Source organism: Dietzia massiliensis (genome assembly GCF_018390595.1).
In the GTDB taxonomy this organism is placed as follows: Bacteria; Actinomycetota; Actinomycetes; order Mycobacteriales; family Mycobacteriaceae; genus Dietzia; species Dietzia massiliensis.
In genome coordinates this window covers 25,581-42,968 of record NZ_JAHBAV010000028.1, presented here as the reverse complement: position 1 = coordinate 42,968, position 17,388 = coordinate 25,581, and the positions used below count along the sequence as shown (strand labels likewise).

The following is a 17,388-nucleotide window of genomic DNA, read 5'->3' as shown; positions in this document are numbered from 1 at the left end:
ACCCAGACCATCGACATCCCGCACCTCGGGGGCTCCACCATCGGCTACCGGTTCGGCCGCGAGTACGACCCCTCCCTGCCCACCCTGGTGATGATCAACTCCTTCACCACCTCCGTGGAGTTGTACCGGCCGCAGTTCGCCAGCGACGAGCTCAGCTCCCGGATGAACCTGCTCGCTATCGAGCCCTACGGACACGGCGCCACCCGCTCCCGGTACCGGCACTTCACCTACTGGGACAGCGCGATCGCCGCCCTCCAGGTGCTGCAGGCCCTCGACATCGACATGGCGTTCGCGCTGGGTACCTCCCAGGGCGGATGGATCGTCACCCGCATGGCGCTGCTCGACCCCGACGCCGTCCGCGGCCTGATCGTCGTGGGCACCTCCATGGACTACGAGAGCCAGGCCAGCATGGAGCGCGGCTGCTGGGATGGCTCCGGCTTCTGCACCCCCGCGATCGACGCCCTCGCCGCCCCCGCACCGCCTCGATCAACCTGCGCGACCGCGACGGCCTGGAAGCCCGGCTCGGCGACGTGGTGTGTCCCGTCCTGTGGCTCCAGGGCACCGCCGACGGCGTGTACTCCGTGGCCAACGCCGAGGTCGGCATCGCCCGGTTCACCGGCTCCCCCTCCGCCGAACTCCAGATCGTCAAGGGCGGCCAGCACTTCCTCACCGCCTCGAACCCCGAGACCGCCAACGCGGCCACCCTAGCCTTCGTCGAGAAGTGGTCCTAGGTCCCAACGACTGCGTTCTGTGCCGGTTCCGCGTTCACGCTGACCGCGGGGCCGTGAGGTCGGCGTGACCTCGTCGTCGTCGTAGGCTTGTCTAGCCAGGCGGCCGGGCGCGGACTAGTTGCCCTCCGCGATGCAGTAGGCGTTCCGCCATTCGCCCTTCTCGAAGCGCCAGGGCATCACGACCTCTTCGGCTTCGGTATCGACGAGACCCGGGAAAATGCCGCTCAGGCTGAACCTGATTTCGCCGGTGTATCCGGTGACTTCGGCGGTCACGTCAGTGACCTCGCGCTCCATGCGGCTCTCGAGATTATGGACGGCCCAGAACTTGGCCTCCGGGAACGCGTCCTGGCACGTGTCGGTGTAGAGCTTGTGCAGCTCCTCCGCCTCGGCGGCGCCGTGGTAATACCCGTCGATCCACGTTTGACCAGCCGCGAGGAGATCCTCCTCGGTGCCCGGGCCCCCCGCGGAGCAGCCCGCTACGCCGACGACAAGGAGGGCCAGCGCAGCGAATGCCGGGCTCGTGCGTCGACGGGTACTGATGGCGGGAGATCGCATGGATAGCCTCACGGTAAGAGTTTGTCCATACTGTAAAAGATGGCTGAAGATCACGACCAATTGAGGACGGATTAGACTGGGATGGCCGAACCCACACTGGCCGATCCGCGTGCCCAGCAGCCGGCCCGCGCGCACCGGCGGGACACCGGAGACAATGGGTGTTATGGCTTCCCGGAACAGCGCGCACAGTTCGAACTCCTCGCCCCGCTATTGGCCCGCGAGGGCGTCGATGTGTGGACCGCGTCTGTCGCCGACCTCGACGCCGAGATGGCGCGCGCCCAGCAGCGCCACGCCGCGGCCGTCGCCCACGTCCGCGCTGTTCTGCACGCCCACGCGCGCAACGACGCCTCGGCCGCCGGCGGGCTCCTCGAAGCGCTGGAGCTGTCTGCCGCGACCACCCCCCGCCGATCCCCGACGCACTGACCGTCGCGACCCGCTTCGCCCAGCTCGCCCAGACGGTGGCGCCGCAACTGCCGGCCGAGGTCATCGCCGCGGTCCGGGACAGTGCATCCCGCCCTGACACCCCAGGCGGCATGGCCGACCTGTGCGAGGTGGTTCTGCTCGACTGCGATGCCGCCACCGGTATGCGAACCGTGATCCGCGAGCACGGGCCGGCAGCCGCCCTCTACGCCGCCGCGGCCATGACCGCCGCGGTGTTCCGCCTCTGGTCCGCGCGCTCCGGGGACACGATGGACGAGCTCGTCAGCGCTCACGCCTGACCTGCTGACCAACCGCGCCTTGGGGCGTTTCTCTACGGCGGGAGAATCGCCAGCGGCCGCGGAAGGGGGCCAGCGGCCGCCGGCAATTCAATCGCACGACGCGCGGATCGCGACCGGGGATGGTCAGCGCTGCACGCACGTCGCGGCGGAGTCGGTGACATGAGGGGGGGATCATGTTTCCCACCGACGAGCCCCACTATAAGAACGGCCGCGCCAGTTCACAAGCGTCAGCTATACGGAGTAAGGCTAAGTGTTTCAAAGTCCGCTCGTCGGACGATCCGAGACGCGGACGGCGAGCAGCCGTGTCGCCCGAGCGCAGCGTTCGCGACTTCGCTCGGCGCCCTCACCGGGAGCGTGAAATCCTCAAGGGCATGCCGGACCGCATGACCACCTGGACCACCCAGCCCGAGACCGACGCCGACATCCCCGCGATCCGCGACATCATCCTGCGCGCCTTTCCCACTGCCGCCGAGGCCGACCTCGTCGACGCCCTCCGCGCTGACCCGGCTGCGTGGATCGACGGGCTGTCGCTGATCGCCGCGACCGCCGACGGGCGTCCGGTGGGCCACGCGCTGCTCACCCGCTGCCACGTCGGGGACGAGCCCGCCCTCGCGCTGGCGCCGTGCTCGGTGCTGCACGAGTTCCAGCGCACCGGCGCCGGCTCGGCCGCCATCCGCGCGGCCCTGACCGCGGCTCGGGCGATGGGCGAGTCGCTCGTCGTGGCGCTGGGCCATGCCGGCTACTACCCGCGGTTCGGCTTCCGCCGCGCCTCCAGCTTCGGTATCCGGGCGTCATTCGATGTCCCCGACGAGGCGTTGATGGCCCTGCCCCTCGATGACTCCTCTGCCGTCCCGGGCGGCGTCATCCGCTATCCCGCGGCCTTCGGGGTGTGACCGCTCGCGCAGTCGCGGTGACCGCGGGACCGTGAGGGCGGGGGGACCTCGTCGTCGTCGTAGGCTTGACGACCATGTCTGCGACCACGAACCTACGCCAGGAGCTCGACGCCGCCCGGGATCGGTTCGAGCAGTACCGCGTCTCCGTGAGCGCGGCGTTCGACGATCGGCCCGCGGGCCAGCGGTCCCGGGCCGTCGAGGCGGTGCTGCCGGATCTGGCGTTCCATGAGGGGCAGGCTGTTGCGGCGGCAGTGGCTCTGGATCGGTTGGGCGCTGGCGCCGATCTGGCCGCGGTGATCCGGGCGCTGGATCTGCTGCTCCTCGAGCAGCAGGCCGCGCGGCGCAGCCGGGACTTCCTGGCCGGCGTGGCCCGGGTTCTCGCCAACGTGAGGCGGCGCGAGGCGGGTTAGCTGGGTGTCCCGGCGGGCACCGGCTGCCGGGCACGCATGCGGGGGCGGCCGCGCGCGCATGCGGGGGCGGCCGCACGCGCATGCGGGGGCGGCCGCACGCACTGGCCGCCGGGCACGCATGCGGGGGCGGCCGGGCACGCGTCCGGGGGCGGCCGAGCGCGCACCGGCAGGGGCGCCGGACACAATGGGTGCATGGCATCCCCGGATCAGCGCGCCCAGTTCGAGCTCCTCGCCCCTCTCCTGGCCCGCGAGGGCGTCGATGTGTGGACCGCGTCCGTCGCCGACCTCGACGCCGGGATGGAGCGCGCCAAGCAGCGCCACGCTGCTGCGGTCGCCCGGGTCCGCGCTGTCCTGGACGCCCACGCCCGCGACGACATCTCCGCCGCCGGCGCGCTTCTCGAGGAGCTGGAGCTGACCGCCGAGACCGCTCCCCCGCCGATTCCCGACGCGTTGACCGTGGCGACGCGCTTCGCCCAGCTCGCCCAGACCTGAGTTGGACCTCCTTAGTGCCCCGCGGCGATGGCTGTGAGGATGGCTTGGGAGTCGTCGTCGAGCGGGGTGCGAGCGGTGAGCTCGCACCCCGCTCGACGAAGACGCCCAAGCCATCGTCGAGGCGCTCGGCGCCAGGCACTAAACATATGCAACTCAGGTCAGAGGCCTGCGAGTCTACGAAGACAGGAGTGGCTCCAGTGTATGCCACCGCGTTAGCAGTGGCAGCAAAGGTCATCGACGACATTACGACGACGGTGCCCGGCGTCGCCCCTAGTTCAAGAAGCGCTAGGAGGAGAGCTGCAGTACCCGAAGAGAGCGCAACTGCGTGTGCGACTCCCACGCGCTCACAAACCTCAGCCTCGAACGCGTCAACCTCAGGCCCGAGTGGGGTAACACAGCCAGACCGAATCGCGCGCAGGAGCGCTTCCTCCTCCTCAATGCCTACGGTCGCCTTTGACATGAGGATGCGAGTCGCTCTCCACCGAACCTTTCACAGTTTCCTACCCCGAACCCCGCGTCGGGCTCTGCGCCGAACACCGGACGCTGTTATATGGTACCTCGGTACGAACGAGGTTGGCCGATGTGAGTTATCGACAGCAGGGGCGCTGAGGACAACATGGAATATATTTCTAAGGACAGTGGGTTTGAGTATGTACTCGAGCGTATGAACACCGCCCTAGAATCCGAATTCGCGCGTGACACCCCGGGCAGGTCAGACCTGCCAACGGCGCAAATCGTAGGTCTCCCGAGATCGGGGACAACTATCCTCTACCAAGTCCTCGCCCGGACAGCACGCTTCGGCTACCCGTCGAACGTAATGGCCTTCTTCTGGAAAGCGCCGCACGTCGGAGCCTACCTCCAACAACGCCTTTCGCTCGCGGCACCTGAGCTTGAGCTCCACTCGTTGGCCGGCAGGACGCGAGAACCACTCGGCCCTCACGAGTTTGGGTACTTCTGGCGCAACGCACTTGGCCATTCACGCAATTCAGTCGCACCGGACCGCGCGCCGATGCGACCTCAGGAGCTGCAAAATACACTTAGTTTAATAAATTCGGCATTCGACAAACCAACGGTCTTCAAAAATCTCCTAGCGGTGTCCCACGTAGAGCTCTTCGGCACTCAGCTTCAAAACCAGTATTTCCTCAACATTGTCCGCGAACCGATCGAGGTTGCGGCCAGCCTGTTACTGGTTCGTGATCGGCTAGGTCTAGACGTTAACGAGTGGTTCGGTACTATTCCCGCCGACGACAACATTCTCTTCGATAACGAAATCAAGCAGGTCACCCACCAGGTGCAGTCGCTTACCTCCACCATTCGCGCATCTGGCATTCACTCGCAGTCGTTCTGTCTAACAATAGACTACCGCGACTTATGCGCTAGACCGCGTAGCGTCGCACAGGAAGCCGGGGACTTTGTCGGCGAAGTAGTTTCGAATTCTGATCTCGAGAGGCTGCCCGAAACGTTAACCCCGTCCACCCCACTCGACAGACTCAGCCCCGAGAGGCGAAAGCTGCTCATTAAGAGTTTCGGCTAAAAACCCAAGATCGTCGTCGAGAACGGAGCGCACCACCCGATGACAATGTTTTCTTCCACAACGCGGATAATCGATATCTTGGTACTCGTCGCCGCCGCGCCTTTTTGGATGCTAGCACTGGCACTAACGGCAGCCTTATCTCGACTACTTCAGGGTGCACCAGTCTTTTTTAAGCAGGAGCGCCTAGGGAAAAACGCGCAGGTGTTCCAGGTACTCAAATTTCGGACAATGCTAAACGATGCCGACTCGTTTCTTGATGACCAAGGGCTGCCAACGATTGATCGGATCACTCCCCTAGGCCGAGTCCTCCGGCGAACCAGCTTGGACGAACTTCCGCAGCTAGTGAATGTACTACGCGGGCAGATGGCGCTTGTTGGACCAAGGCCGATGCTGCCGTCATGGCTCGAAAAGATTCCCGGCGGCGCGTCCCACCCGCGGTTCACGGTGAACCAGGGAATTACCGGGCTTGCTCAAGTCACCGGGCGAAATCAGCTTAAATGGAGTAAACGACTTGAACTCGATGCGGACTTCGCCAAGGCGCGGTCGATAGCTTTGTATCTCAGCGTCCTCTTGCGAACCCCCGCTTCACTGTTCAAACCCACGGTCGCGCATGACAGGAACAGTAAGCAAGTAGATGACCTGACGAGATAGTCATTTCAGCCAAACACGGTCTCACGAAGCGCGTCAGCGACATATTCCATATCACTTGGGCTATAGCGGTGGTCGACAGGAATCGACATGACTGCATCTAACCACTCGGTGCCGGGGCTCACGATCGGCGGTTTTGGCCAATGTATCGGGCAGTAAACGCCTCGCCTAGACAGCTCGGCCCGAGCGGTGGGCACGTCGGGCAACTCCACTACTACGAAACACAATGAACGCTCGGCGCCTATACGGTTGAATATCTTTATGCCGTGGCGGTCCAATGACCGGAGTAGTGCTTCTACGTTGGCTGTTCGACGCTCGCGCACTTTCTGCAAGTCAATGCGCTCAAGCAGATCCTTCGATTCGTCACTCATCCCCCAGACATCAGAAGTGCTTGTTAGTTCTTGCTCGGCCGCCCTAAAAAGATCGAGATGAATCTTAGTTCGAATCGCACCCTCATGGTACGCGGCTTTAGCTTGGGCGGCCTTTGCGCGCAACCTGGTGAAGTTGGTAGTGCCGACCCGAGTCTCGACCGAGCCCCGTCGACAGCTCAAATAGGCCCCATCCGGCACCGGAAGCAGCTTTCGCAAACTAGCCATCCGGAAATCGGCCCGCACTCCTCCGGGGGAGAAGACCGAGTGTGTTTCATCTACTACGACCAAGCTCCCGCTAGCCCGCGCTTCTTGCAGGGCTCCCTGTAACTCAGCAGACGCCACTTCTCCGAAGGTCTCGCTATGCAGAATAAGTGTCGGCTTACGGCTCATTTTCTCGACGGAGGCCGGAGTCAGTTGTGCGCGATCGTCGACGCGCCCCAAGTGCACTCGGAACCCACGCGCTAAAAATGGGTCCGACATACTCTCACAATGGTACTCAGGGATAAGAATATCTGTTATTCCTGTTGCCGCAGTCGAAGATGCTACGGCCGATAACGCCTCCCTACCGCTCCGAACCAGCTGGTACTCGGAGTACTTGGGGGTCTGACATTCAGATAGCAGAGACGGATCTACAGTTTCAAACTCGGAGCCGATTTCTTTTCCAGCGAACCTTGAGAGGCGCGTCATAAGTGGCCGCCGTCCCTTGATGGAGATCGATAGGCCGGGAAGAAGCCACTTTTTTGCAACTGTTCTGGTGTTACGCCTAACTGAGTTGCTCTGTTGGTCGTTTCTTCTTCATACCCGTCAACGTCGAGCACCAGACCCCACGCCCCGAACGAAAGCGAACTGCCTCCGAAACTGCGCTTAAATCGATCGAGCCCATCCCCTGGCCGAAGCCCCCCACCAAGGTGAACAGACCCAATTCCTGACGATCGAGCAACCGCCCCTGCCTCCCAGATGAGCAACGACGTTCCGCCGGTCTTGGCGCCTTCCGCACTTGCGCCGGACAGGTGGTAATGGAGCGTGTGCTCATCCTTCATAAATAACGCTGCTGCAACTGGGCTGCCATCCGAATCACTAGCTACGCCAACGAGGAGCGAGTCACCTAGCCCGGAACGAAGAGCTTCGTAGTAGTCATCACTAAAAAAGTAGGACGTTTTGGCGCCGACCCGCCGCATGGTCGAATCGTACATCCTGCGGAAATCTGAGCCGTCGCATAGGTCTTCGCGACTGGCAACTCGAAAAGACGCTGAGATTCCAGTCTTCCGCGCCTTCCTGACAGCAGTTCTCGCGCGCCCCTCCATCGCCGACCAAGCTTCATCTTCCTCGGACACGTCGACTAGGTAGGTCGAATGACCTTCGACCACCCAGATCGAATCTGGTGGCGACGTCAGCTGCGAAACCAGCGGCGAACTTCTAACGAAGACGGAGATCACGCCGAGATCCAACAACTCCGCACGAATCCGCCGCCATAAGTCGGCGTTTTTACCACGGGTGGCGTCCGCCGCATACACGCCGCAGTATCCATAAGGAGACGCAGCATCCAACCTCCCGGATTCTAGTTGCCGAACCAGGAGGGGCATCTGGATGTTGCCACCGTCCAGCACTAAAGATATCCATTCGGCGCCTTCGGCCCGCGCCGCAGCAAGGCCATAGCCCGAGTTGAAGTACAGATCTGGACCCTCGTTCCAACCGCGCTCTATCGTCATCCGGTTTCCTTTGGCTCGCCTTTTCCATAGGGACGTGCTCGACGTCGTTCCTTCAGTCGCACCCAGCACTGAGGACCCCGCGCTAGCTGTACTGCCCACGCAGGTTGTGTACGCGGTCTGCGGGTGAGGCCCCTCGTAGCGCGGTGTGGCCGCGGTGGAAATTGTAGTGATACAGGAACGCCGGTAAGCGAGCCGCGCGGTCGGATTCGCTGACGTACGCGGCGGCGTAGGCCCATTCCTCAAGCATGGTGCGGTTGTAGCGCTCTACCTTGCCGTTGGTCTGCGGGCGGTACGGGCGGGTTCGCTTGTGCTTGATCTCCGGACCGAGGGCGTCGGCGAAGGCGTGGGAGCGGTAGCAGGAGCCGTTGTCGGTCAGGACCCGGTGCACGGTGATCCCGGCGTCGGCGAAGTAGGCGTGGGCCCGCTTGCAGAATCCGGCGGCGGTCTCTTTGCGCTCGTCTTCCAGCAACTCGGTGTAGGCCAGACGCGAGTGGTCGTCGACGGCATTGTGGATGTACCAGTAGCCCATCCCGCGTTTGCGGTCACGTTTGCCCTTGGCGCGGCCGTGGACCTTGTGTCCGCCGCCGTCGGGCATGCGGCCGAGCTTCTTGATGTCCACATGCACCAGATCGCCCGGCGCCTCGTGCTCGTAGCGACGCGGGCGCCGTGTGTGTGCCCTGACCGGGGCGCCGGTGGCCGGGTCGGTGAACGCCAGCCTGACGCAGCCGTAGCGGGACAGGATCTTGTGCACCGTGGACGGTTGCATGCCCAGGTGATAGGCGATCCGGGCCGGGCCCCACCGGCGGGATACGCGCAGACCGAGCACGCGGCGTTCCCGACGCCGCGGCGTCTGGGGCGGGCTGTGGTGCGGACGGCTGGAGCGGTCGACCATGCCGGCCTTGCCGTACTCGCGATACCTGTTCACCCACTTGCGCACGGTGCTCACCGAGACGTTGAACCGCTCGGCGGCGCGGAGACGAGTCCAACCGTCCTCGACGACACACCGAGCCAGACGCAGTCTTCCCGTCGGAGTCAGCGGGGCGTTAGCGTGGGACATGAAGACCTCCGTTGTGGATGTGTTTGCTTGGTCGCTTTCACACCTCACACGGAGGTCTTCCTCATGTCAGCCCGCCATGCCGACCGGCGACACAACGTCCGTGGTCAGTACAGCTAGCCGGCAATCGACTCCGCTGGTCGACCATAGTCTCCTGGCACATCGGGGCTGGATTGCCAAAACAAAGCTAGCGGCCTCGCGAGTTGACGACCGCGATCTCCACGTCCTCGGAGGCCAATATTGTGTCCCCCGAGTAGTCGTGCTTCTGCGCTTCTACAAGGTTGGTTTCGCATTCGAGGTTTTTCGGATCCCGAACGCTGTCGTAGGCGGGTCTCGACGCTTCGAACGTAGGAAGCTGCAGACTTCCCGGCTGGTACTCGTACGAGTCCGGAGAACAACCAGTTAGGACTGCTGCACTGAGCGCACTGAGCGCACCAACACTGAGGCACTTCTTGACTACCCGAAGAGTTGACACCCGAGACACTCTATCAGCAAACGTTAAGTTTGCCCTAAGGCGCTGGTGCCACGCAGTCCTGCTCGCTAAAGGTAGCCAGGAAGCCGACTCTCCCGGTTGCCACGCGGTGCTCTGCGCCGACAAACCCGGCAGAGGGCTCACTCCTCGATGTAGGCGCCGTCGAAGAGCATCGTGGATGCGACCGTGGGCTTCACGCCCTTCACCGACTCGTCGATCACCACATATTCCTCGGCATTCGCGAAGACCGCGAACGGCATCACCCGGTTGTACTCCTCCTGGAGTCGGTGGAACGCGGCCTTCTGCTCTTCCGGCGTCTCCACCGACTTGAGCGCCCTTGCCGCCTCCGCGAGTTCCGGATCGTCGACGCCACTGATGTTGGTCGACCCTCCGGGAACGAGGTTCGCCAGGAAGCTCGCCGACGCGTCGGCATCCGACGGGTTCATGCCGCCGATGATCATCTCGAAGTCACCGCTGAACAGCTTGGCGGACTGCTGCGAGGCGGGCACGTTCTCCAGCGTGACGGCAAAGCCGACGGCGTCGAGAAGTGCCTTTGCCACCACACCGGTCTGCACGTTCTCCGGGCTGTTGTTAGTGACCAGCGTGATGGTGCCGTCCCACCCCGTCTCCTGCTTGAGCTCCTCCACCAGGGCGGCCGCCTTCTCGGCGTCGAACTCCGGTCCCTGCTGGCCGTCGTAGAATCGCGAGGACTCCGCCAGCAGTGAGGACGTGGCCTGACCGCGGCCGCCGGTGAGCCGCTCGTTCATGAGATCCCGATCGAGGGCGTGCGCCACCGCCAGGCGAGCTCGCTCATCGGTGAAGATCCCGTCGTAGCCGGCCTTGCCGTTGTTCATGACGAGCGAGCGGCCCGAGCTGATCGCCTCGTAGAAGCCCTGCTCCCCCGCGTCCCACGCCTGGCTGATGAACTCCGCACCGCGGAGATAACCGACCTGGATCTCGCCGTTCTGATAGGCCTCCAGGGTTCCCTGCGACCCGGGGATGCTGATGAACCGGAGAGTCGGGCACACCGGGCCGCCGTAGTAGTTCGGGTTCGGCTTGAGCACGACCTCCTGATTCGGGACGTTCCGCTCCAGGACGTACGCGCCCGCGCCGATGGGATTGTTCTTCCACGCCTCCGGCCCGGCCTCGGTGTACGCCTTCTCCGGAATGACCTCACCGGCGGACCGCGACAGCGCGAAAGGGAAGTCCACCCACGGCTCGGAGAGCGTGAACTCCACCGTCAACGGGTCCACGACGCGGGTCGACTCGATCTGCTCGACATCGGTCAGAGCCGTGGAGCCGACCGCCGGGTCCAGGTGGAGGTTCATGGTGAACTCCACGTCCGACGCGGTGAGCGGATCGCCGTTCGAGAAGGTCGTCCCCTCCCGGAGCTTGAGCGTCCATACCGAGTGGTCCTCCGAGGACTCCAGCGACTCGGCGAGCTGAGGCTCGTACTTGCTCTCCTCGGGGTTCCAGCGCACCAAGCGGTCGTAGATGGCCGCGGACTGCGCCCCGCCGCGTATGCCGTAGTGGCCCTGGCCCGGCGCGAACGACGGGAGCATGACGTACTCACCCATGGTGATGGTCCCGCCGACCTTGTCCTCGGTGCACCTGCCCGCCTCCTCCGGCGTACGGCTCTCATTCGCGGAGGCGACCTGCGAGGTCTCCTCGCCGCCACCGCAGGCGGCGAGGGTCAGCGTGGCCGCAGCCAGCACGGCAGTAGCAGACGCGAGTCGTTTCACGGGGTCTCCCGGGGTCCTAGGAAGCGCGCAGTCGATTGAGGGTTTGGCGCGCAGCATCGCCGGCGTTAACCCACCGGCCGATTGTGCTGCGTGTCACAAACCAGACACTAGTTGAGCTCCGTGACAAGCAAGCACGCTTGATCGGAATCGGACTGACTGCTCGGTGCGGCATGACCGGCTAGGCCAAATTCATCGCCCTACTTTGCCGCGGCCTTTTTGGCGGGCGCCTTTGTCACTGCAGCCCTCCCGGTCGGTGTTTTCTCTACCTAGCCACTCGCGTCCTCGCGGCTCGCGGCCTACTGGGCGGAGCCGTGACTTCGTCGTCGTTGTCGTCGTTTTCTAGACGGCTCGGCGCTCGGCCTCTATACGCCCCGGCGCTCGACGCCCAGGTAGGCCAGCGCCGCCACCACCTGGGCGCGCGTGGCCGTGAGCAGCGTCGGCTCCTCCTCCGGCGCGAAGTGCGGCGAGTGGTTGGCCGGGATCCCCTGGCTCACCGCGCCGCGCGAGACCGCGTCCCGGAAGCGGGCGGGATCGACCGAGCCGACGGTCCAGTACGTGTACGGCACCCCGAACGCGTCGGGGATGAGCGAGAAGTCCTCCGACGCCGTGACCCGGCTCGCCTCGTACACCGCGCGCGGGCCGAAGTGCTCGACGAACGCCGCGGTGACCGTGTCCGTGACGCCCGGATCGTTGCGGGTGAGCGGGTACTGGTCGTAGTAATGGAACTCCGGGTCGGCCGGGGCGCCGGCGGCCGCGCACTCGCCGCGGACGATGCGCTCGATCGCCGCGATCACCTGCTCGCGCACCGCCGGGTCGTAGGTGCGTATGTTAAGCAGCAGCTCCGCCGAGTCCGGGATGATGTTGGCCTTGGCGCCCGCCGTGAGCGAGCCGACCGTCAGCACGGCGAACTGCCCCGGCTCCACCTCGCGCGACACAACGGTCTGCAGGCGCAGGACGATCGACGACGCCAACACCACCGGGTCCACCGCCGTGTGCGGCATCGACCCGTGCGCGCCGCGGCCGTGGATGGTGATCTTCAGTGAGTCGCCGGCCGAGAGGACCGGGCCCGCCACCGTGCCGATCGTGCCCGCCGCCGTGGGCATGACGTGCTGGCTCAGCGCCACGTCCGGCCGCGGGACCCGCTCGAGCAAGCCGTCGTCGACCATCGCGCGGGCGCCTGCGGCCGTCTCCTCCCCCGGCTGGAACACCGCGATGTAGGTGCCCGCCCACGCGTCGCGGTTCTCGGCGAGGATGCGGGTGGCACCCAGAAGCGCTGCCGCGTGCGCGTCGTGGCCGCACGCGTGCATGACGCCCGGCGTCTCAGAGGCGTACTCCAGGCCCGTGTCCTCCTGGAGGGGCAGCGCGTCGATGTCCGCGCGGGCGAGGACGGTGGGGCCGTCGCCGTTCTCGATCACCGCCACGACGCCCGTCCCGCCGATCCGCTGGGGCTCCAGGCCCAGCGCGGTGAGCTCCTGCTCGATCCGGTCCGCCGTCGCGTGCTCGGCCATGCTGAGCTCCGGGTGGCGGTGGAAGTGACGGTAGAGGTCGCGGAGCCATGGGAGGTGTTCCGAGACAGCGGCTTCGAGGGTGGCGGGGCTGATGCTGGAGGGCATGGCCCCAGCTTGCCCCTCACGAGCGGATAGGTGCACCGGTCGCCGCCCCGTCGCGATTACCCGTTCGGTTCCAGCGAATGGCGACTCACAACGCCGGACGGTGCATACGATCTCGAGCAACATCTTTATTCGTGCACGACTCCCCCCCAAGAAAAGATCGGATCTCCGTTGACCTCTGCTGTCGCCAACATTGCCGCGTGGACGTTCGTCGCTGAATGCCCGATTCCCGACGACATCGGGCCATTGCTCGTCCAGGGTGAGCAGCCCATCGCGGCATATAAGACGTTCCGCGACTCTGCGATCTTCACCACCAAGCGACTCATCGTGCGAGACGCGCAAGGGCTCACGGGCAAGAAGGTGGAGATCTACTCCCTGCCCTACAACGCGATCAACATGTGGTCGTCTGAGAATGCGGGGAGGATGCTCGACTTCAACTCCGAGCTCGAGCTTTGGACTCGGGCCGGCCACATCAAGATCAACTTGAACCGAGGCGTCGACATCCGGAAGCTCGACCATCTGATCGCGCATGTTGTGCTCAATGGTTGACGGCGATCCGCCTCGCCCGCAGGGCTGACTTGGGCAGCCGGTGCACCGCTCGCGTCATATGCCCATCAGCCACAATGGGCGAGCGCGTGAACATTAGTTCCGCCTCCATCGCCAAAGACTCATACTGTTGCCTCATGAACGGGAAACCGGAGGGCTTGAGAGCCGATCAGATCGTCGTTTCGTGGGGATACATCCCAGACCCACTAGCCAAGCCGACCCGTGGCGTCGTCCTTCGAATGGATGCAGTAGATGACCTCGACCCCGGCGACCTCATTCGCGATCTCGAGGAGCTTCAGCGCCGAGGCGAGAGCTCGGACGAGGCCACCGCCTCGATGTTCACTCTGGACCAAAGGTATTCGCGCACCAGCTGGGGTGCAGACGCGGCCGTCTTGGAAATACTCATGAGATCGGCCGAGCCGGTTGTTTATGGGCTTGCATCCGCTGCACTATGGGACGGCCTGAAAGCAATCGCTAGGAAGATCGACAAAAGGCGGAGATCGGAACGAACTGGGCGTCCTCAGCAAGTCGAAATCGACGAGGTTCGAAACGCCGTTGATGCAGTGGGAAATCTCTATGACTTGGAACCCGGCCAATTGACAGCCGAGTTGGTCTCGCGGGATACGGAATCGGCCGTCGTTCGGGTGACCTCCTCCTCTGGAGATAGTTTCCGGACCCAGATTGTCTGGAACGATCACGGTGGCGTGTTGACGCGAATCGATCCAATTCTCGACGAGTGATTTTGAGCCCGACGGACGTCACGCAGACTTCTTGGCCGGCGTCTTGCGGGCCGTCGACTTCTTTGCCGGGGCCTTTTTGGCCGCGGACTTTGAGGCTGTCGACTTCTTGGCTGTGCCCGAGCCGGAGCTGCCGGAGTCCGACTTGGAGGACGTCGACTTCTTGGCCGTCGACTTCTTAGCCGCGGCCTTTTTGGCGGGCGCCTTCTTCGCCGCAGTCTTCTTGGCCGGGGTCTTCCTTGCCGAGCTACTCCCGCTCTTCCTGCTGGCGGTCTTCTTAGCGGAGCCGGAGTCCTCGTCGTCGTCGTCCTCGTCGTCGTCCTGGTCGTCCTGGTCGTCTGGGTCGTCCGCCTTTCCGCCCCGGTCCTTCACACTCGCCCGCAGCGCCGCGAGCAGATCGGCCACCTCATCGTCGCCGTCATCGTCGCCCGAGGTGTCCTTCTCCTCCACCGTGAACGCCTCACCGCCGGCCGCCTTGGCCTCGATCAACTCCTTGAGCTGATTCTGGTAGTCGTCCTCGTACTTCTCCGGCTCGAAGTCCGCCGCCATGGTCTCGATGAGCGACGCCGCCATCTTGACCTCCTGCGGCCGGACCTTCGCCTCCTTGTCCAGCCCCTCCAGAATCGCCGGGCGGATCTCGTCGGGCCACAGCAGCGTCTGCAGCATGAGCACGTCCTTGTACACCCGAAGGGCGCACAGGCGAGTGCGATTGCGCAGCGTGAACGTGCAGATGGCGAGGCGGTCCGTCTGCTGCAGGGCCTCCCGCATCAGCACGTACGCACGGTTGGAGCGCGACGCCGGCTCCAGGAAGTACGCGTTGTCGAACGCCACCGGGTCCACCTGATCCGCCGGGACGAACTCCGTCACCTCGATCTCGTGGTTCTGCTCCACCGGCAGGCTGGCGAGGTCGTCCTTGGTGAGGATGACCATCTCGCCCTCTTCTGACTCGTACGCCTTGGCGATGTCGGAGAACTCGACCTCCTCGCCGTTGTCGTCGCGCACCTTCTTGTAGCGGATGCGGACGCCGTCCTTCTTGTCCACCTGCCGCGCGTGCAGATCGTGGTCCTCCGTCGCCGCGTACACCTTGACCGGCACGTTGACCAGACCGAACGAGACCTCGCCCTTCCAGATGGATCGCATATAGGGAGTATGCGACAGATGTGGGGCGGCGGCAGCCGGACGCGGGGAGCATTACGTGGTGGGACGGCCACTGAGCGTGCTGCGGGTTCGGCTTCCTCTCCGGCCTTCGCAGGCTGATGCCTCTCGGCAGGCAGGCGGATCCCCGGTAGTTTCGGTCTGTCCTGAACCCCGAGTCTGACGACGATCACTTCAGCTGGCGCGCTCCACCTCGCTGCGAGGTGGCCGCACATTCAGCTGTGCATGGCCGCGCGGTGTGACTCATCCCACCGAGCGTCAGTCGAACCGCCATGGTCTAAATGCGCCGGAAGCCAGGCGCAGCCGGGGGTGCCGCCGACACGAACAGAGAGCAGGGGTACTGTGATCTTAGACTCTTAGTTTCACCGATGTAATTCGCGTGCACTCCCCGGTAAACTCGCATTGGCCCAGTTCCAACGCGTAGACAGGTTGCCCATGCCCTCGACCCGGTCCGCTCAACTCTCGGCCACCGCCGAGGCGATTGTGGAATATTACCAATCTGGTAAGCGCTAGCATGGATGTCGAGTACGCTACGAAGAAGCTGGAACGAACCTGTAATAGCAGCCGGCTACTAAAGAAGGAGTTCGGCGCGCCAGCGGGGAAGGCGGTCGAGAAGCGGATCGTCCAACTTCGGACCGCAGACTGTATGGACGATCTCAAGTACGTAACGGGAAAGTGGCACGAGATGTCGGGCGACCTCAAAGGCGAGTGGGCGGCCCACCTGACCCCGAACTGGCGGATCGTTGTCGTACCCGTCGGCAATGATGCAGTCCAGGTAGTTCGGATCGAGGACTACCACTAATCAAGACGGGAGGTGACGATGTTTAACGCAGCTACTGAGCCAGACTACGCAATTGCCCCTGGCGAGTTCATTCGTGAGTGGATGGACGAAAACTCTGTAAATGCAGCCACCCTCGCGCGCCGTCTCGACGTAAGCGACAAACATGTCAGTCTGCTACTGTCCGCCAAGGCGGGCCTCACCCCAGATATGGCCGTCAAGCTCGAGGCGGTTACCGGCACTCCTGCTCGAATCTGGAGTCGGTACGAATCGATCTACCGACAAGACTTAGCGCGATTAAAGAGATACGCCGAACTGGCCGACCATTACGCCGTAGCAGAGAAATTTCCGCTCGGCGAACTCGAGAAACGCGGTTGCCTCGTTTGGGACAAGGCGAACCCTGGCGCAACTGTCCACCAACTGCTCAGCCTCTTCGGCGTCGCCACATTCTCTTCACTATTAGCCCGGTACCGAGGTCTTGAAGTTCAATACAAAAGGACCGAATCTCATACCCCTTCGGAGTATTCACTGTGGTCTTGGCTGCGCCTCGGAGAAATAGAGGCGCGAGAATGCGAAGTGGAACCTTTCTCCGAAGAGCGAGTGCGCGAAATCCTTCCCGAACTTCGCAGGCTTTCCATGGACATCGATGCCAATTGCTTTGAGCGAATGGTGGCGCTTTGCGCGTCTGCAGGGGTGGCCCTGGTGTTCGTTCCCGAGATGAAAAATATCCGCGTATTCGGCGCCACCAGATGGATTGACGGCACCCCTGTGATTCAGCTTTCGGCGCGCGGCAAGAAGGACGATAATTTATGGTTTGCACTCTTCCATGAGCTAGGTCACGTCGTGCTACACCCTCGATCGGAGGCATTCATCGAATTGGCAGGCGGTCCCCATGCGGACGAAGAAGCCGAGGCGGAGGCGAACAAGTTCGCGTCAAACAACCTGGTTCCGCTCGAATTCCGCGAACGCCTGCCCAGAAATCGCAACCTCAATGCGATCAGAACTCTTGCCGCCGAGATTGGCGTGTCCCCCGGGATTGTCCTAGGTCAAGCACAGCACATAACTGGCGACTACGCATGGGGTCATCAACTACGGCGGACTATCGCGTTTGTAGAGGAATAAAACCAACCAATTCATGGATGTCGCGTAGCCTTGGCTACGGCGCCCTCGCAGAGCCATGCGAGAGCGAGAATGCACTATCGTGGGCGCCTTCTGCACGGCGCGCGGGCCGC

General features: G+C 63.8%; 19 protein-coding genes and 1 pseudogene. 12 read left to right on the top strand and 8 right to left on the bottom strand.

Going from position 1 to position 17,388, the window contains the following annotated elements; genetic code table 11:
* On the top strand, positions 1-708 hold a 708-nt coding region (locus KHA85_RS09565), incomplete at its 5' end, for an alpha/beta fold hydrolase (protein WP_236885455.1).
* A gap of 137 nt (positions 709-845) precedes the next feature.
* Here the strand turns inward: KHA85_RS09565 and KHA85_RS09560 are convergent.
* Positions 846-1,286: a hypothetical protein gene (locus tag KHA85_RS09560; protein ID WP_213185612.1), complete on the bottom strand. Its 441-nt coding sequence runs from the start codon at positions 1,284-1,286 to the stop codon at positions 846-848.
* Positions 1,287-1,367: 81 nt separating this feature from the next.
* Between KHA85_RS09560 and KHA85_RS18020 the strand changes: the two genes are divergently transcribed.
* The 5 genes from KHA85_RS18020 to KHA85_RS09540 all read left to right on the top strand — a co-directional run bounded on the left by KHA85_RS18020 (position 1,368) and on the right by KHA85_RS09540 (position 3,800).
* Positions 1,368-1,709, top strand: a complete 342-nt coding sequence (locus tag KHA85_RS18020) for a hypothetical protein (RefSeq protein WP_236885454.1) — start codon at positions 1,368-1,370, stop codon at positions 1,707-1,709.
* 110 nt (positions 1,710-1,819) lie between these two features.
* Complete coding sequence (locus KHA85_RS18015; protein ID WP_236885453.1) at positions 1,820-2,005, top strand: hypothetical protein; 186 nt, start codon at positions 1,820-1,822, stop codon at positions 2,003-2,005.
* A gap of 383 nt (positions 2,006-2,388) precedes the next feature.
* Positions 2,389-2,898, top strand: a complete 510-nt coding sequence (locus KHA85_RS09550; RefSeq protein WP_213185615.1) for a GNAT family N-acetyltransferase — start codon at positions 2,389-2,391, stop codon at positions 2,896-2,898.
* A 74-nt stretch (positions 2,899-2,972) separates the two neighbouring features.
* Positions 2,973-3,308: a hypothetical protein gene (locus tag KHA85_RS09545; protein ID WP_213185611.1), complete on the top strand. Its 336-nt coding sequence runs from the start codon at positions 2,973-2,975 to the stop codon at positions 3,306-3,308.
* A 192-nt stretch (positions 3,309-3,500) separates the two neighbouring features.
* Complete coding sequence (locus KHA85_RS09540; protein WP_236885451.1) at positions 3,501-3,800, top strand: hypothetical protein; 300 nt, start codon at positions 3,501-3,503, stop codon at positions 3,798-3,800.
* Positions 3,801-3,966: 166 nt separating this feature from the next.
* On the opposite strand, the pseudogene KHA85_RS09535 reads toward KHA85_RS09540, so the two are convergent.
* Positions 3,967-4,260: pseudogene (locus KHA85_RS09535) on the bottom strand (aminotransferase class I/II-fold pyridoxal phosphate-dependent enzyme); the annotation flags it as partial.
* Between the two features lie 204 nt (positions 4,261-4,464).
* Between KHA85_RS09535 and KHA85_RS09530 the strand changes: the two are divergent.
* Together KHA85_RS09530 and KHA85_RS09525 are read left to right on the top strand one after the other, a co-directional pair.
* Positions 4,465-5,334: a sulfotransferase gene (locus KHA85_RS09530; RefSeq protein WP_213185610.1), complete on the top strand. Its 870-nt coding sequence runs from the start codon at positions 4,465-4,467 to the stop codon at positions 5,332-5,334.
* Positions 5,335-5,379: 45 nt separating this feature from the next.
* Positions 5,380-5,985 (top strand): sugar transferase, encoded by a 606-nt coding sequence (locus tag KHA85_RS09525; protein ID WP_213185609.1) that lies wholly within the window; start codon positions 5,380-5,382, stop codon positions 5,983-5,985.
* A gap of 5 nt (positions 5,986-5,990) precedes the next feature.
* On the opposite strand, the gene KHA85_RS09520 is transcribed toward KHA85_RS09525, so the two are convergent.
* From KHA85_RS09520 to KHA85_RS09500, 5 genes are all read right to left on the bottom strand, one after another.
* Positions 5,991-6,353, bottom strand: a complete 363-nt coding sequence (locus KHA85_RS09520; protein WP_213185608.1) for an aspartate aminotransferase family protein — start codon at positions 6,351-6,353, stop codon at positions 5,991-5,993.
* 683 nt (positions 6,354-7,036) lie between these two features.
* Positions 7,037-8,062, bottom strand: a complete 1,026-nt coding sequence (locus tag KHA85_RS09515) for a GNAT family N-acetyltransferase (RefSeq protein WP_213185607.1) — start codon at positions 8,060-8,062, stop codon at positions 7,037-7,039.
* A gap of 82 nt (positions 8,063-8,144) precedes the next feature.
* Positions 8,145-9,119, bottom strand: coding sequence for an IS481 family transposase (locus tag KHA85_RS09510; RefSeq protein ID WP_213185606.1), 975 nt, complete (start codon positions 9,117-9,119; stop codon positions 8,145-8,147).
* Between the two features lie 609 nt (positions 9,120-9,728).
* Positions 9,729-11,303, bottom strand: coding sequence for an ABC transporter substrate-binding protein (locus tag KHA85_RS09505; RefSeq protein WP_308936912.1), 1,575 nt, complete (start codon positions 11,301-11,303; stop codon positions 9,729-9,731).
* A gap of 389 nt (positions 11,304-11,692) precedes the next feature.
* Positions 11,693-12,943, bottom strand: a complete 1,251-nt coding sequence (locus KHA85_RS09500; RefSeq protein ID WP_236885450.1) for a M20 family metallopeptidase — start codon at positions 12,941-12,943, stop codon at positions 11,693-11,695.
* A 168-nt stretch (positions 12,944-13,111) separates the two neighbouring features.
* Between KHA85_RS09500 and KHA85_RS09495 the strand changes: the two genes are divergently transcribed.
* Positions 13,112-13,489, top strand: a complete 378-nt coding sequence (locus KHA85_RS09495) for a PH domain-containing protein (RefSeq protein WP_043565875.1) — start codon at positions 13,112-13,114, stop codon at positions 13,487-13,489.
* A gap of 134 nt (positions 13,490-13,623) precedes the next feature.
* Positions 13,624-14,226: a hypothetical protein gene (locus tag KHA85_RS09490; RefSeq protein WP_213185604.1), complete on the top strand. Its 603-nt coding sequence runs from the start codon at positions 13,624-13,626 to the stop codon at positions 14,224-14,226.
* A gap of 18 nt (positions 14,227-14,244) precedes the next feature.
* Here the strand turns inward: KHA85_RS09490 and ku are convergent, their stop codons facing one another.
* A complete protein-coding gene (gene ku, locus KHA85_RS09485; RefSeq protein ID WP_213185603.1) occupies positions 14,245-15,363 on the bottom strand; it encodes a non-homologous end joining protein Ku in 1,119 nt (372 codons plus the stop codon).
* Positions 15,364-15,892: 529 nt separating this feature from the next.
* Here ku and KHA85_RS09480 point away from each other — a divergent pair.
* On the top strand, positions 15,893-16,180 hold the full coding sequence (locus tag KHA85_RS09480; protein WP_213185602.1) for a type II toxin-antitoxin system RelE/ParE family toxin: 288 nt from the start codon (positions 15,893-15,895) through the stop codon (positions 16,178-16,180).
* An 18-nt stretch (positions 16,181-16,198) separates the two neighbouring features.
* Positions 16,199-17,278 (top strand): ImmA/IrrE family metallo-endopeptidase, encoded by a 1,080-nt coding sequence (locus KHA85_RS09475; protein ID WP_213185601.1) that lies wholly within the window; start codon positions 16,199-16,201, stop codon positions 17,276-17,278.
* The last annotated feature ends 110 nt before the right edge of the window (positions 17,279-17,388 follow it).

Bases quoted from the DNA above. Each gene is read 5' to 3' on its own strand.
- KHA85_RS09560 (WP_213185612.1), bottom strand. From the start codon at position 1,286: ATGCGATCTCCCGCCATCAGTACCCGTCGACGCACGAGCCCGGCATTC.
- KHA85_RS18020 (WP_236885454.1), top strand. From the start codon at position 1,368: ATGGCCGAACCCACACTGGCCGATCCGCGTGCCCAGCAGCCGGCCCGC.
- KHA85_RS18015 (WP_236885453.1), top strand. From the start codon at position 1,820: ATGGCCGACCTGTGCGAGGTGGTTCTGCTCGACTGCGATGCCGCCACC.
- KHA85_RS09550 (WP_213185615.1), top strand. From the start codon at position 2,389: ATGACCACCTGGACCACCCAGCCCGAGACCGACGCCGACATCCCCGCG.
- KHA85_RS09545 (WP_213185611.1), top strand. From the start codon at position 2,973: ATGTCTGCGACCACGAACCTACGCCAGGAGCTCGACGCCGCCCGGGAT.
- KHA85_RS09540 (WP_236885451.1), top strand. From the start codon at position 3,501: ATGGCATCCCCGGATCAGCGCGCCCAGTTCGAGCTCCTCGCCCCTCTC.
- KHA85_RS09530 (WP_213185610.1), top strand. From the start codon at position 4,465: ATGAACACCGCCCTAGAATCCGAATTCGCGCGTGACACCCCGGGCAGG.
- KHA85_RS09525 (WP_213185609.1), top strand. From the start codon at position 5,380: ATGTTTTCTTCCACAACGCGGATAATCGATATCTTGGTACTCGTCGCC.
- KHA85_RS09520 (WP_213185608.1), bottom strand. From the start codon at position 6,353: ATGAGTGACGAATCGAAGGATCTGCTTGAGCGCATTGACTTGCAGAAA.
- KHA85_RS09515 (WP_213185607.1), bottom strand. From the start codon at position 8,062: ATGACGATAGAGCGCGGTTGGAACGAGGGTCCAGATCTGTACTTCAAC.
- KHA85_RS09510 (WP_213185606.1), bottom strand. From the start codon at position 9,119: ATGTCCCACGCTAACGCCCCGCTGACTCCGACGGGAAGACTGCGTCTG.
- KHA85_RS09500 (WP_236885450.1), bottom strand. From the start codon at position 12,943: ATGCCCTCCAGCATCAGCCCCGCCACCCTCGAAGCCGCTGTCTCGGAA.
- KHA85_RS09490 (WP_213185604.1), top strand. From the start codon at position 13,624: ATGAACGGGAAACCGGAGGGCTTGAGAGCCGATCAGATCGTCGTTTCG.
- ku (WP_213185603.1), bottom strand. From the start codon at position 15,363: ATGCGATCCATCTGGAAGGGCGAGGTCTCGTTCGGTCTGGTCAACGTG.
- KHA85_RS09480 (WP_213185602.1), top strand. From the start codon at position 15,893: ATGGATGTCGAGTACGCTACGAAGAAGCTGGAACGAACCTGTAATAGC.
- KHA85_RS09475 (WP_213185601.1), top strand. From the start codon at position 16,199: ATGTTTAACGCAGCTACTGAGCCAGACTACGCAATTGCCCCTGGCGAG.